The organism is Microcella sp. (genome assembly GCF_025808395.1).
In the GTDB taxonomy this organism is placed as follows: Bacteria; Actinomycetota; Actinomycetes; order Actinomycetales; family Microbacteriaceae; genus Microcella.
In genome coordinates this window covers 565,846-579,801 of record NZ_CP075524.1, presented here as the reverse complement: position 1 = coordinate 579,801, position 13,956 = coordinate 565,846, and the positions used below count along the sequence as shown (strand labels likewise).

The following is a 13,956-nucleotide window of genomic DNA, read 5'->3' as shown; positions in this document are numbered from 1 at the left end:
TCTCCTCGAGAGGGGGCGTCGTTGAGCACACCGCCGCTGTGGCGGTGATTCGGCGCGTGCGCAGCACGCTCCATTTCGCCGACCAGGCTTCCCGGCTCACCGGTTCCAGCCTACCTGGCGGGCATATCGCCGATGCACAGCGAATGCCCAGTTGCGGGTCAGCCGACGGGGGCATGTCGCGGCATCGACGTGAGTGCGATCATGCGCGATGTCGCACGCAGGTACTTCTTGCGGTAGCCGCCCGCGAGCATGTCGTCTGAGAACACCTGGTCGAGGGCGACTCCGGTCGCGAGAATGCGCACCTGGGCGTCATACAGCCGGTCGACGAAGGCGACGAGCCGAAGAGCGTCTGTCTGGTTCTGCAGCACCTCGACGTCACGCAGACCGATGGCCGTGAGACCCGAGATCAGTCCGACGTACCGACTCGGGTGCACGGTCGCGAGGTGACGCAGCACGTCGGCGAAGCTGTCGACCGTCGCGCTGCCGGCATGGTCGGCGATCCGCTCGTCGAACTCGTCATCGTCGAGCGACACGGCGTGGCCCTCGATGTCGCGCTTTCGGTAGTCTTCGCCGTCGATGCGCACGGTCGTGAAGCGGTCGGCGAGGGCGTGAATCTCACGCAAGAAGTCTTGAGCGGCGAAGCGACCTTCACCGAGTGCGTGAGGTGGCGTGTTCGACGTCGCGGCGATGCGCGATCCGCTCGCCACGAGCTCGCCCAGGAGGCGAGACATGACCATGGTGTCGCCGGGGTCATCGAGCTCGAACTCGTCGATCGCGATGAGTGACGCCCCACGAAAGTGCGCCACCGCCTCTCGGTAGCCGAGGGCTCCGACGATCGCGGTGTACTCGATGAAGGTTCCGAAGTACTTGCGGCCGCGGGTGCGGTGCCAGAGCGCCGCGAGCAGGTGGGTCTTGCCGACGCCGAAGCCGCCGTCGAGGTACACGCCCGGTTTCGGGGCCGGCGCTGTCGACTTGCGCGAGAAGAGACCGCGTGATGCTGCGGGGCGGTCGCCCGCGAAGAGGCGCATCGCTTCGACTGCGTCACGCTGCGACGCGAACCGAGGGTCGGGCTCGTAGTTCTCAAGGCTTGCCGTCGCGAACTGCGGCGGCGGGCTCAGATGCCCGACGAGCTCTGCAGCCGTCATGCCCGGTTGACGGTCGATCAGTCGCGCCATGCTTGTCGAGGGTTCGGCCGTCACCGCGCTAGTTTACTGCCGCGCGCCTCGCCGTCTGACGCTAGCCTGGGCCGCGTGACCGCTCGCCGAAGCACTGCCGGCTCGGCCCTTCGCCGTGTCGTTCCGTTCGACGATGGGCTGGTCAATCTCGGTGATCAGGATGCCCGGTCGACGCTGCTCGATTGGTACGACCCGCGCGCGCTCCACCACCTCCGGCTCAACCTCGTCTCGACGCTCGACGGCCGCGCTGCCGGCGCCGATGGCACTTCGGAGTCGCTCACGTCGCGCGCCGATCGCACTATTCTCGGCGTCATTCGCGAGCTGTCCGACGTCGTGCTGGTCGGTGCCGAGACGGTGCGGCGGGAGGGCTATCTGCGACCGAAGCGGGCAGCGCTCGCGATCGTGTCGGCGAGTGGTGACGTCGACGGTCATCGACTCTCGTCGTCAGTTGTCGCCGACCGTGAAGATCACCCGGTGCTCATCTTCACGACCGAGCGCGGTGCGGCTCGAGCGAGGAAGAGGCTGGAGGGCGCCCACGTGCGCGTGCTCGACGGCGACGAGCGCATCGACCCCGCTGAGATCATCGCTGCCCTTCGTCGACTCGGCTTGCGACGCATCGTCGCCGAGGGCGGGCCTCGACTCGCCGCCCAGCTTCTCGAGGCGAGGCTCGTCGACGAGCTGTGCCTGACGGTCATGCCGCGGCTCGGCGGGCCGGCACTGCCCGTGCTCACGGCCGAGCCCGCACCGGTGATCTCGGTGCATCCGACTCTGCTGCTCGTCGATGAGACCGGGGCTCAATTCGGCCGCTGGCGTGTCTCGAGAGAGTCGAGCCATGACGACACCGCCCCCTCCCAGCGCGAGGGGTCGTAGTTCCAGAGCTTCGTGTGCCGGGCCACGGTGAAGTGCTCGAGCGTGACCACGTCGGGCCGCGCGGCCGCCAGCGCCACGCTGCCGTCGCTCGGCACGAATCCGTCGTCGATGCTGTGCAGCACGAGCATGGGCACCTGCAGCTCGGCTGCGCGTGCCACGAGATCGAGTCGAGCGAAGTCGACGGGCGCGGTGTGGCCGACCCATCGTGCGGCGCGGTGCGAGGCGAGCATGCCGAGTGCCGCATCGCGCACCGGTGCCGGCAGCCCCGCTGCGGCAGCCTGAAAGCGCAGCACTCGCACCCAGTCGACGACGGGCGACTCGAGCACGACGGCGGTGACGACGTGGGCGAGCGACGAGCGGGTGATGCACTGCAGCACGATCGCGCCGCCCATCGACCAGCCCATGAGCACGACGCGGCGAGCACCCTGCTCTACCGCGTAGGCGATCGCCGACTCGACGTCGACCCACTCGTCGGCGCCGAGCGCATAGCGCCCGTCGAGGCTCGCGGGAGCATCCCCGTCATTGCGGTAGCTGATGAGCAGCGAGGTGAAGCCGGCCCGACGGAACACTGGCACTGCTCGAAGCCCTTCGGCTCGCGTCACCGCTCGGCCGTGAACCTGGATGACCCAGTCGTCGGTCGTGTCGGCGGCATCGATGCGCCAGGCCGGGGCGACGCCGATCGGCGTCATGATGCCCACTTCGCTGAACCCGAGCTCGAGGTCTGATGGAGTGAGATGCCACCAGCCCGCCCACCGCGCGCGAGTGGCTCGAGTGAGGTCTCCGCGCTGCACCGAGTGCACTCGACGCGTCACGCTCGACTCGTCGACCGCGATGATCTCGGTGATGCGGGCATGCCCTCGGCCCGAGTCGAACCACAGCGAGTAGCGACCCGGCACGATCGTGTCGGCGGTGCGAGAGAGCACGACGGTGCCCGCATCGAGGTCGACGGCCCGCACCACGACATCGTCGATGCGTCGACGCGGAGGGGTGACGACGTTGCGCGCGATGCGCAGGGCCACCGAGGCCGTCGTCACCACGAGTGCGGCACTGGTGACCGCCACGAGAGTGAGGGCCGCGGTGAGGGGGCGACGCAGCACCTCGTTCACCGAGCCCGAGACGTGCGTGGCTGACGCAGAGCGGCGAGTCTCACGCACTGAATGTAGCAACTGCGCCTAGTCTGCACACGTGTCTCCCGCCACGACGACCGCGCCGACACCTCAGGCCGTGTTCGACAGCCTGGTGGCCTCGATCGAGCGGGCCGTGCTGCGCGATGAGCTGCAGGTCTCGGCGATTCCGGCGCCGACCGGGCTGGCGCCGTTCGCGCACGCCCTCGCCGCCGACGTCAACCCCGCCAGGCACGCTGACGACTCAGATCTGGGCACCGGTCGAGTGGTCGTGCTCTACGACCCTGACGCGCCCGAGGGCTGGGGCGGCGTCGTGCGGGTGGTCTGCTTCGCCCAGGCTCCCCTCGAGACCGAGATCGGCCTCGACCCTTTCGTGTCTGACGTCGCCTGGTCGTGGCTCGTCGATGCCCTGGCGACTCGAGGCGCTCGGTACACGGCGGCGAGCGGCACGGCCACCAAGGTGCTCTCGACCGGATACGGAGAACTCGCTGCTCAGGGCAGCGGCGCCCAGATCGAGCTGCGCGCGTCGTGGACCCCGCTCGATCTCGACCTCGCTCCGCACATCGAGGGCTGGGCTGAGCTACTGTGCATGGTCGCCGGGTATCCGCCGACGGCCGACGGGGTCACTGCGATGCCGCCGCGACGGGCGACCCGTGGTTGACGAGCCCGACCTCGAGGGCGGTGCCGCTGAGGCTCTTCCTACGGCGACGCTCGCTGCCGCGCCCGTGGTCATCGAGACCCGCGAGCAGTACCTCGATGCGGTCGCGCGACTGTCGTCGGCGGAGGGGCCGGTGGCGGTGGATGCCGAACGCGCGAGCGGGTTTCGCTATTCGCAACGGGCCTACCTCATCCAGGTCTTCCGACGCGGCGCAGGCACGTTCTTGTTCGACCCCCCGGCGATCGGATCGTTCGCCGAGCTGCAGGCGGCGATCGGCGACGCAGAGTGGGTGCTGCATGCGGCCAGCCAAGACCTGCCGTGTCTTCGAGAAGTGGGCCTCGAGCCCGGTTCGCTGTTCGACACTGAGCTGGGTGCACGACTCGCCGGTCTGCCCCGCGTCGGGCTCGGCGCCGTCGTCGAAGAGACCCTGGGCCTGCACCTGGCGAAAGAGCACTCGGCAGCCGACTGGTCGACCCGCCCTCTGCCGGCGTCGTGGCTCACCTATGCCGCCCTCGACGTCGAACTGCTGCTCGATGTGCGTGATGGCATCCACGCTCGGCTCGAGAGTGCCGGCAAGCTCGACCTGGCACGCCAAGAGTTCGACGCCGTGCTCGCGCGCGAGGCTCCCGAGGCCAAAGCTGATCCCTGGCGCCGATTGTCGGGGCTGCACACCGTGCGGGGGCAGCGCGCTCTCGCTGTGGCACGCGAGCTCTGGTTCGCCCGCGACGCATACGCGCGCGAGGTCGACACCGCCCCCGGCCGACTGCTGCCCGACAGTTCGATCATCGTCGCTGCCCGCACCGCGCTCGCGTCGAAGCGCGAGCTCGCCGCGCTCAAGGCGTTCTCGGGTCGCGCGAGCCGCACGCAGCTCGATCGTTGGTGGGCTGCGATCGAGGCGGGTCTCGCCACAGACGATCTTCCCGCGTTCCGCAGCGGCGACGACAGCATTCCTCCCCCGCGAGCGTGGGCCGATCGCAACCCAGAGGCCGACCGTCGTCTGCGCGCGATCAAGCCTCGATTGCAGGCCATCGCCGACGAGCTCGCGCTGCCCCTCGAGAACCTGCTGACCCCCGAGCACGTGCGTCGCCTCGCGTGGAACCCACCCGCAGCAATCGAGGTCGGCACCGTCGCCGAGAGCATGAGGGCGCTCGGGGCACGACCGTGGCAGATTGACGCAACTGCACAGGCAATCACCGAAGGCTTTGTCGAGGCCAGCCAAGTCTCAGAAGACCCACCCGAGCCCGCTTCGTAGGAAGCCGCAGGTGCCCAGCGGCCACCGAGCCGCGCTCTCTAGGCTGAGCGGCACGCTTGATGATCCCTGGGAGGCACCACTGTGGCTGAACGAACCGACGTCTACTTTGTCGATGGAGTGAGAACGCCCTTCGGGCGCGCCGGCGAGAAGGGCATGTACTGGGGCACGCGCGCCGACGACCTGATCGTGAAGGCCATGATCGGGCTGCTCGAGCGCAACCCCTCGCTGCCGAAAGACCGCGTCGACGATGTCGCGATCGCCGCGACCACCCAGCAAGGAGACCAGGGTCTCACCCTCGGGCGCACCGCGGCGATTCTCGCCGGACTGCCCTTGAGCGTTCCCGGCTACGCGATCGACCGCATGTGCGCCGGGGCGATGACCTCGGTGACGACCACTGCGGGCGGCATCGCCTTCGGCGCATACGACGTGGCGATCGCGGGCGGGGTCGAGCACATGGGGCGCCACCCCATGGGCGCCGATGCCGACCCCAACCCGAGGTTCTTGGCCGAGAAGCTCGTGAGTGCAGACGCCCTCAACATGGGAATGACCGCCGAGCGGCTGCACGACCGTTTTCCGGCCCTCACGAAAGAGCGCGCCGACCGTTTCGGCATGCGCAGCCAGCAGAAGCTCGCCGCCGCCTACGAGGCCGGCAAGATTCAACCCGACCTCGTGCCGGTGGCCCTGCGCAGCGAGGCAGGCTATGGCATGGCGACCGTCGACGAGGGCCTTCGCCCCGACACGACGATGGAGGGGCTCGCCGGGCTCAAGACGCCGTTTCGCCCGCACGGCCGGGTGACGGCGGGCAACGCCTCACCTCTCACCGACGGCGCCACGGTGAGCCTGCTCGCCAGTGCCGAGGCAGCGACCGAGCTGGGTCTCACCAAGAAGATGCGGCTCGTGAGCTTCGCCTTCGCCGGGGTGGCGCCTGAAGTCATGGGCATCGGGCCCATCCCCTCGACCGAGAAGGCGCTCAAGAAGGCCGGGCTCACGATCGACGACATCGGAGCCTTCGAACTCAACGAGGCCTTCGCCGTGCAGGTGCTGAGCCTGCTCGATCACTTCGGCATCGACGACGACGACCCGCGCGTGAACCCGTGGGGCGGCGCGATCGCCGTCGGCCACCCGCTCGCGAGCTCGGGCGTGCGCCTCATGATCCAGCTGGCTCGTCAGTTCGAAGAGCGCCCCGATGTGCGCTACGGCCTCACCGCCATGTGCGTCGGCCTCGGCCAGGGCGGCAGCGTCATCTGGGAGAACCCGCACTACAACGAAAAGAAGGCATGACCGTGGCGACCAGCGCGACCGCCCAGTACTCCCCCGACCAGTTCGCCGAGCTGCGTGCCCTGAGCGAGGGCGAGGTCGTCACGCACAGTTACGTGCGCGACGTGCCGCTGCCGAGCGGCGGGATGCTCGCCCTCGTCACCCTCGACAACGGCCGCGACCACACGAGGCCGAGCACTCTCGGCCCCGAGGGCCTCACGCAACTGGCCACCGTGCTCGACGAGCAGAAGGCGCGAGCCGCGGCCGGCGAGATTCGTGCGCTCGCGATCACCGGCAAGCCCTTCATCCTCGCCGCAGGCGCCGACCTGTCGAAGGTCGGCGACATTCCCAGCTACGAAGCCGGTCTGCAGATGGCGCAGCTCGGCCACTACGCGCTCGGCAAGCTCGGTGAGCTCGGTGTGCCCTCGTTCTGCTTCATCAACGGTCTCGCCCTCGGGGGCGGCGTCGAAGTGGCGCTCAACTGCGACTACCGCACCCTCGATGCGAGCGCTGCGGCGCTCGCCCTGCCCGAGGTCTTTCTCGGGCTGATTCCGGGGTGGGGCGGCGCCTGGCTGCTGCCCAACCTCATCGGCATCGAGAACGCCCTCAAGGTCGTCATCGAGAACCCGCTCAAGACCAACCGCATGCTCAAGCCCGCCGAGGCGTTCGAGCTCGGCATGGCCGACGTGCTGCTCTCGCCCGCGAACTTCATCGAAGACTCGGTGCGCTGGGCCGATGGCGTGCTCTCGGGTGCTGTGAAGGTCAAGCGCCCGAACGAGCCCGGCAAGATCGAGCGCGCCGTCAAATGGGATGTCGCGATCGGCATCGCCCGCAAGACGCTGGAGAAGCGACTCGGCAAGGTCGCGAAGTCGCCGTACGCGGCCCTCGAGCTGCTCGCGGCCGCCAAGAACACGACCAAGGCCGAGGGCTTCGCGGCCGAAGACAAGGCCTTGGCCGACCTCGTCGCGGGTGACCAGTTCAGAGCATCCATCTACGCCTTCAATCTCGTGCAGAAGCGAGCCAAGAAGCCCGCCGGGGCGCCTGATAAGTCGCTCGCGAAGAAGGTGACGAAGGTCGGAGTGCTCGGAGCCGGGCTCATGGCCAGCCAGTTCGCTCTGCTCTTCTTGCGCCGCCTGCAGGTGCCCGTGGTCATCACCGACCTCGACCAGAGCAGAGTCGACAAGGGCCTCGACTACATTCGCGGTGAGATCGCGACGCTCGAGCAGAAGGGCCGCATCGACGCCGACGAAGCCAACCGGCTGCGAGCGCTGCTGAGCGGCACCATCGACAAGGCCGACTTCGCCGACTGCGACTGGGTCATCGAAGCCGTCTTCGAAGAGCTGTCGATCAAGCAAGACGTCTTCACCGAGATCGAGAAGCACATCTCGCCAGAAGCCGTGCTCGCCACCAATACCTCGTCGCTCTCGGTCGAGAAGATCGGCGCGAAGCTCGCGCACCCCGAGCGCGTCGTGGGCTTCCACTTCTTCAACCCCGTCGCCGTGATGCCGCTCATCGAAGTGGTCAACTCGCCCGCCACCGACGAGGCGACTCTGGCCACCGCCATGGCCACGGCGGCCGCTCTGCGCAAGAACGCCGTGATCACGGCTGACACGCCCGGGTTCGTCGTCAACCGCATTCTCGCGAAGGTGCTCGGCGAGGCCATGCACGCCGTCGAGCTCGGCACTCCCTTCGAGACCGTCGTCGAGGCCCAGCGGCACTTCGGGCTGCCCATGGATCCCTTCGTGCTGCTCGATCTCGTCGGGCTCAAGGTCGGGGCGCACGTGCTCGACACTCACCACTCGGCGTTCCCAGACCGATTCTTCGAGTCTCGCGCCCTGCACGAGCTCGCCGAAGCGGGCGTGTTGCTCGAGAAAGACTCGAAGGGCCAGTCGAAAGGCATCGACAAGAAGGCGCTCGAGATCGTGGCGAAGCACCGGCCCGAGGGCTCCGAGCCCTACACGGTCGAGCAACTGACTGCTCGACTCGAAGACGGCCTCGCCGATGAGATTCACCGCATGCTCGACGACGGTGTCGTCGAGGCGGCTGAAGACATCGACCTCTGCATGATCCTCGGCGCGGGCTGGCCGTTCCAGATGGGCGGGGTCACTCCGTTCCTCGACCGGGTCGGTGCGTCAGAGCGGGTGTTCGGCGACACGTTCCACCACCCGCCGATCCGCGGCATCCGCTGATCGACGACGAGCGGCGGCCTCCCCTGTCGGAGGCCGCCGCTAAGGTGCCCGCATGACCTCGCGCACCATCTACTACGTCGCCCAGAGCCTCGACGGCTTCATCGCCGACCGAGAGGGCTCGCTCGACTGGCTGCTCGACTTCGGGTTCGACGACTTTCAGCAGCAGTACGACGACTTCTTTGCGGGTGTCGGCGCTATCGTCATGGGCGCGGGCACCTATCACTGGCTCGCAGAGCACTCTGAGCAATGGGGCTATGCGGCGACGCCCACGTGGGTGGTCACGCACGGCGACCTGCCCGCGATCGACGGGGCAGACTTTCGGCGTTCAGACGACGCCGAGGCGGCACTTCTGGAGGCACGCGCTGTCGCTGGCGAGCTCGACACCTGGGTCGTCGGCGGAGGAATCCTGGCCGCTGCACTGCTCGACGCCCGCCTCATCGACCGGCTGCAGGTCACGACGATGCCCGTCACGCTGGGTGCAGGAACCCCTGTGCTGCCGCATGCCGCGGCGAGCATCCCGTGGCACCTCGAATCGGTGCGCCCGCTCGGCTCAGCTGGCGCCGTCGAGTCGATCTATCGGGCGCGCTCGTCGTGATCGACGCTCGCCGCCTGCTCGTCAGGCAGCGGGCGTGCGACGGGGATGCGGGTGCCGAGCACCTGCGCCACCAGGTCGCGAGCGATCGCCTGTGAGGTGAGACCGACCCTCTCGAGAATCTCGTCGCGCGCAGCGTGCTCGAGAAACTCATCGGGAAGGCCGAGCTCGTCGACAGCGGTGTCGACCCCGGCAGCGCGCAGGTCTTGCCGAATGCGCGTGCCGATGCCCCCGACGCGAACACCGTCTTCGATGCTGACGACGATGCGGTGATCGCGCGCGAGCTCGATGACGCTCTGCGGCACCGGCACGACCCAGCGCGGATCGACGACGGTGGCTCCGATGCCCTGATCGGCGAGCCGTTCGGCGACCTCCAGCCCGATCTTCGCCATGGGGCCCACCGTCACGATGAGAACGTCTTTGTGAGGCGCTTCACGCAGCACGTCGACGCCGTCGTCGGTACGCCGCACGGCATCGAACTCGGTGCCGACGCTGCCCTTCGAGAACCGCACCACCGTCGGCGCATCGTCGACGGCGACGGCTTCGGCGAGTTCTTCGCGAAGTCGAGTGGCATCGCGAGGCGCCGCGAGTCGAATGCCCGGCACGACCTGCAAGATCGACAGATCCCACATTCCGTGGTGGCTCGCGCCGTCGGGTCCGGTGACCCCGGCCCGGTCGAGCACGAAGGTGACACCGGCCTTGTGCAGCGCGACATCCATGAGCACCTGATCGAATGCCCGGTTGATGAAGGTGGCGTAGACGGCGATCACGGGGTGCATGCCGCCGTAGGCGAGGCCAGCAGCCGACGCCACCGCGTGCTGCTCAGCGATGCCCACGTCGATGATGCGGTCAGGGTGCTTCTCGGCGAGCTTGTGCAAACCGGTCGGCCGCAGCATCGCAGCAGTGATGCCGACGATGCGGCGATCGCGGTCGGCGAGCTCGACGATCTCGTCGGCGAACACCGAGGTCCACGACGGGCGGCTGGCCTGCTCGACCGACTCACCGGTCTCGGGGTCGATCTGGCCGACTGCGTGAAACTGATCGGCGACGTCGGCGAGGGCAGGTTCATAGCCCTTGCCCTTCTGGGTGATCGCGTGCACGATCACCGGCGCACTGTACTCCTTCGCCTGGCGCAGCGCCCGCTCGACGTCTTTCAGATCATGACCGTCGACGGGGCCGATGTACTTGATGTCGAGATTGCTGTAGAGCGCCTCGTTGTTGGTGAAGCGCGAGAGAAAGCCGTGCAGCCCGCCGCGCACGCCACGATAGACGGCTCGCCCCGGTGCGCCGAAGAAGCCGAACACCTTCTCGGTGCCTCGACGAAACCGGTAGTACGAGCGCCGCGTGCGCACGGTCGAGAGAAACCTCGCCATGCCGCCGATGGTCGGCGCATATGAGCGGCCGTTATCGTTGACCACGAGCACGAGGTTGCGACTGTTGTCGTCGCTGATGTTGTTGAGCGCCTCCCACGTCATGCCGCCGGTCAGAGCACCGTCGCCGACGACGGCCACGACGTGACGGTCGTGCTGCTCAGTCATGGCGTAGGCCCGAGAGATGCCATCGGCCCAACTGAGCGAGCTCGACGCGTGCGAGCTCTCGACGATGTCGTGCTCGCTCTCTGAGCGCTGCGGGTACCCGGCGAGGCCGCCCTTCTGCCGCAGGCGCGAGAAGTCGTGGCGACCGGTCAGCAGCTTGTGCACGTACGACTGATGGCCGGTATCCCAGACGATCGCGTCTCGCGGTGAGTCGAATACGCGGTGAATGCCGATCGTGAGTTCGACGACGCCCAGGTTCGGCCCGAGGTGGCCGCCCGTCTTCGACACCTCTGCAACCAGAAACCTGCGGATCTCGTCGGCCAGCTCGACGAGCTGCGCCTCGGTGAGACGGTCGAGGTCACGCGGTGTTCGGATCGCATCGAGCAGTGCCATTTCACCACTCTAAACGAGCAACCTCGCGGCACCGCCTCTCGGCGGCACCCACAAGCTGGGTGTTCACCGACGATTTCTGAGAGCTCAGACGAGGCTGCGCAGCACGTACTGCAGAATGCCGCCGTTTCGGTAGTAATCGGCCTCACCCGGGGTGTCGATGCGCACGATCGCGTCGAACTCCACCGTCTCTTTGCCCTCGGGCGAGTGAGCGCTCGGGGTGGCGACCACTCGCACCGTGCGCGGCGTCGTGCCCTCGTTGAGTGCGGTGATGCCCGAGATCGCGACGACCTCGGTGCCATCGAGCCCGAGGCTCGCTGCCGACTCCCCCGCAGGGAACTGCAGCGGAACGACACCCATGCCGATGAGGTTCGAGCGGTGAATGCGCTCGAAGCTCTCGGCAATGACAGCCTTGACACCGAGCAGGCTCGTGCCCTTCGCGGCCCAGTCGCGACTCGACCCCGAACCGTACTCTTTGCCCGCGAAGATCACGAGCGGCACTCCGGCGGCCTGATAGTTCTCACTGGCGTCGTAGATGAAGGTCTGCGGGGCATCCGGCTTCGTGAAATCGCGCGTGAAGCCGCCCTCCACGTTATCCAAGAGCTGATTGCGCAGACGGATGTTCGCGAAGGTTCCGCGAATCATCACCTCGTGATTGCCACGACGTGAGCCGTACGAGTTGAAGTCTTTGCGGTCGACGCCATGCTCGGTCAGGTAGCGACCGGCAGGAGAGTCGGCCTTGATCGACCCCGCGGGGCTGATGTGGTCGGTCGTGACCGAATCACCCAGCTTCGCGAGAACGCGCGCGCCCTCGATGTCGGTCACGGGGGTGGTCTCGAGCGTCAGGCCCTCGAAGTACGGGGGCTTGCGCACGTAGGTCGAGGTCGGGTCCCACTCGAAGGTTGCGCCGTCTGGGGTGGGCAGTGAGCGCCAGCGCTCATCGCCCTCGAACACCGAGGCGTACTGGTGGTCGAACATCGCGGTGTCGATCGACGAGTCGATCGTCGACTGCACCTCGGCGGCGTCGGGCCAGATGTCGCGCAAGAAGACCTCGTTGCCGTCGCGGTCGGTGCCGAGAGCGTCGGTCTCGAAGTCGAAGTTCATCGAACCGGCGAGGGCGTACGCGATGACGAGCGGCGGGCTCGCAAGGTAGTTCATCTTGACGTCGGGGTTGATGCGGCCCTCGAAGTTGCGGTTGCCCGAGAGCACCGCAGTGACGGCGAGGTCGTGCTCGTTGATCGCCGCAGAGATCTCGTCGGCGAGTGGGCCGGAGTTGCCGATGCACGTGGTGCACCCGTAGCCGACCGTGTAGAAGCCGAGAGCCTCGAGGTCGTCGGTGAGCCCGGCCTTCTCGTAGTAGTCGGTGACCACCTTCGACCCAGGAGCCAGGGTGGTCTTCACCCACGGCTTCGCCGTGAGGCCCTTCTTCGCAGCGTTGCGCGCGAGCAGGCCCGCGGCGAGCATGACCGAGGGATTCGAGGTGTTGGTGCACGACGTGATCGCAGCGATCGTCACCGCGCCGTGGTCGATCGTGAACGTGTCGTCTCCCACGGTGACGTCGACGGGGCGCGAGGCGGTGACGGGCGCGTGCGAGCGGTGGCGGTGCGCGACCGTCTCGTCGGCGCCTTCGTCTTCAGGTGTGAACCCTGCAGGGTCTGAGGCGGGGAACGAGCCCTCGATGGCCGCATCGACGAGCGTGTGCTCGTTCGACGTGAAGTCGGCGAGAGCCGTCTCGAAGGCAGGCTTGGCCGATGACAGCTCGATGCGGTCTTGCGGGCGACGGGGGCCGGCGATCGACGGAACCACGGTCGACAGGTCGAGCTCGATGTACTCGCTGTAGACGGGTTCTTGCTCGGGGTCGTGCCAGAGCTTCTGCAGCTTGCTGTATGCCTCGACGAGCGCGACCTGCGCGTCGCTGCGCCCGGTGAGTCGCAGGTAGTCGAGCGTCACGTCGTCGATCGGGAACATCGCCGCGGTCGAGCCGAACTCTGGGCTCATGTTGCCGATCGTGGCACGGTTGGCCAGCGGCACGGCCGCGACTCCGGCGCCGTAGAACTCGACGAACTTGCCGACGACGCCGTGGTGTCGCAGCATCTCGGTGATGGTCAGCACGACATCGGTCGCGGTCACTCCGGTCGGGATTGCGCCGGTGAGCTTGAACCCGACGACCTTGGGAATGAGCATCGACACGGGCTGCCCGAGCATGGCCGCCTCGGCCTCGATGCCGCCGACGCCCCAGCCCAGAACGCCGAGCCCGTTGACCATCGTGGTGTGCGAGTCGGTGCCGACGCAGGTGTCAGGGTATGCGCGCAGCACCCCATCGACCTCGCGGGTGTAGGTCACCTTGGCGAGGTGCTCGATGTTGACCTGGTGCACGATGCCGGTGCCAGGCGGCACCACCTTGAAGTCGTCGAACGCGGTCTGGCCCCAGCGCAAGAACTGGTAGCGCTCGCCGTTGCGCTCGTACTCGATCTCGACGTTGCGCTCGAGCGCGTTCGCGGTGCCGAAGAGGTCGGCGATGACCGAGTGGTCGATGACGAGCTCGGCAGGTGACAGCGGGTTGATCTTCTTGGGGTCTCCACCCAGTGCTGCGACGGCTTCGCGCATGGTCGCGAGGTCGACGATGCAGGGAACACCGGTGAAGTCCTGCATCACGACTCGAGCGGGCGTGAACTGAATCTCGGTGTCAGGCTCGGCCTCGGGGTTCCATGAACCGAGGGCGGTGATCTGCTCGGCCGTGACGTTGGCGCCGTCTTCGGTGCGCAGCAGATTCTCGAGCAGCACCTTGAGGCTGAAGGGAAGCCGTTCGTGACCGGGCACCGCGTCGATGCGGAACACCTGGTGGTCGACGCCGCCCACCGTCAGAGTGTCGATAGAACCGAAGCTGTTGACTGCAGACACAGGAGTCTCCTCT

10 protein-coding genes are annotated in these 13,956 nt (G+C 67.7%); 6 read left to right on the top strand and 4 right to left on the bottom strand.

Annotation, left to right across the window (positions count from 1 at the left end; genetic code table 11):
• Nucleotides 1-158 precede the first annotated feature (158 nt).
• On the bottom strand, nucleotides 159-1,175 hold the full coding sequence (gene zapE, locus KIT89_RS02840; protein WP_297603021.1) for a cell division protein ZapE: 1,017 nt from the start codon (nucleotides 1,173-1,175) through the stop codon (nucleotides 159-161).
• 75 nt (nucleotides 1,176-1,250) lie between these two features.
• On the opposite strand from zapE, the gene KIT89_RS02835 reads away from it, so the two are divergent.
• Entirely contained in the window at nucleotides 1,251-2,045 is a 795-nt protein-coding gene (locus KIT89_RS02835; RefSeq protein ID WP_297603019.1) for a dihydrofolate reductase family protein, read from the top strand.
• On the opposite strand, the gene KIT89_RS02830 is transcribed toward KIT89_RS02835, so the two are convergent.
• Nucleotides 1,970-3,199: an alpha/beta fold hydrolase gene (locus tag KIT89_RS02830; RefSeq protein WP_297603017.1), complete on the bottom strand. Its 1,230-nt coding sequence runs from the start codon at nucleotides 3,197-3,199 to the stop codon at nucleotides 1,970-1,972. The genes KIT89_RS02835 and KIT89_RS02830 overlap by 76 nt on opposite strands.
• A 31-nt stretch (nucleotides 3,200-3,230) precedes the next feature.
• Between KIT89_RS02830 and KIT89_RS02825 the strand changes: the two genes are divergently transcribed.
• From KIT89_RS02825 to KIT89_RS02805, 5 genes are all read left to right on the top strand, one after another.
• Entirely contained in the window at nucleotides 3,231-3,830 is a 600-nt protein-coding gene (locus KIT89_RS02825; protein WP_297603015.1) for a DUF3000 domain-containing protein, read from the top strand.
• A 64-nt stretch (nucleotides 3,831-3,894) separates the two neighbouring features.
• Entirely contained in the window at nucleotides 3,895-5,079 is a 1,185-nt protein-coding gene (locus KIT89_RS02820; protein WP_297603888.1) for an HRDC domain-containing protein, read from the top strand.
• Between the two features lie 81 nt (nucleotides 5,080-5,160).
• Nucleotides 5,161-6,360 carry a thiolase family protein gene (locus tag KIT89_RS02815; RefSeq protein WP_297603013.1) on the top strand — a complete coding sequence of 400 codons (1,200 nt, stop codon included), beginning with the start codon at nucleotides 5,161-5,163 and terminating at the stop codon, nucleotides 6,358-6,360.
• Nucleotides 6,357-8,525: a 3-hydroxyacyl-CoA dehydrogenase NAD-binding domain-containing protein gene (locus KIT89_RS02810; protein WP_297603011.1), complete on the top strand. Its 2,169-nt coding sequence runs from the start codon at nucleotides 6,357-6,359 to the stop codon at nucleotides 8,523-8,525. The genes KIT89_RS02815 and KIT89_RS02810 overlap by 4 nt, the downstream gene beginning before the upstream one ends.
• A 52-nt stretch (nucleotides 8,526-8,577) precedes the next feature.
• Entirely contained in the window at nucleotides 8,578-9,120 is a 543-nt protein-coding gene (locus tag KIT89_RS02805) for a dihydrofolate reductase family protein (protein ID WP_297603009.1), read from the top strand.
• Here the strand turns inward: KIT89_RS02805 and dxs are convergent.
• Nucleotides 9,099-11,045, bottom strand: coding sequence for a 1-deoxy-D-xylulose-5-phosphate synthase (gene dxs / locus KIT89_RS02800; protein WP_297603007.1), 1,947 nt, complete (start codon nucleotides 11,043-11,045; stop codon nucleotides 9,099-9,101). The two genes, KIT89_RS02805 and dxs, sit on opposite strands and share 22 nt — an antisense overlap.
• A gap of 84 nt (nucleotides 11,046-11,129) precedes the next feature.
• On the bottom strand, nucleotides 11,130-13,943 hold the full coding sequence (locus KIT89_RS02795) for an aconitate hydratase (RefSeq protein WP_297603005.1): 2,814 nt from the start codon (nucleotides 13,941-13,943) through the stop codon (nucleotides 11,130-11,132).
• Nucleotides 13,944-13,956 lie beyond the last annotated feature (13 nt).

Bases quoted from the DNA above. Each gene is read 5' to 3' on its own strand.
- zapE (WP_297603021.1), bottom strand. From the start codon at position 1,175: ATGGCGCGACTGATCGACCGTCAACCGGGCATGACGGCTGCAGAGCTC.
- KIT89_RS02810 (WP_297603011.1), top strand. From the start codon at position 6,357: ATGACCGTGGCGACCAGCGCGACCGCCCAGTACTCCCCCGACCAGTTC.
- KIT89_RS02805 (WP_297603009.1), top strand. From the start codon at position 8,578: ATGACCTCGCGCACCATCTACTACGTCGCCCAGAGCCTCGACGGCTTC.
- dxs (WP_297603007.1), bottom strand. From the start codon at position 11,045: ATGGCACTGCTCGATGCGATCCGAACACCGCGTGACCTCGACCGTCTC.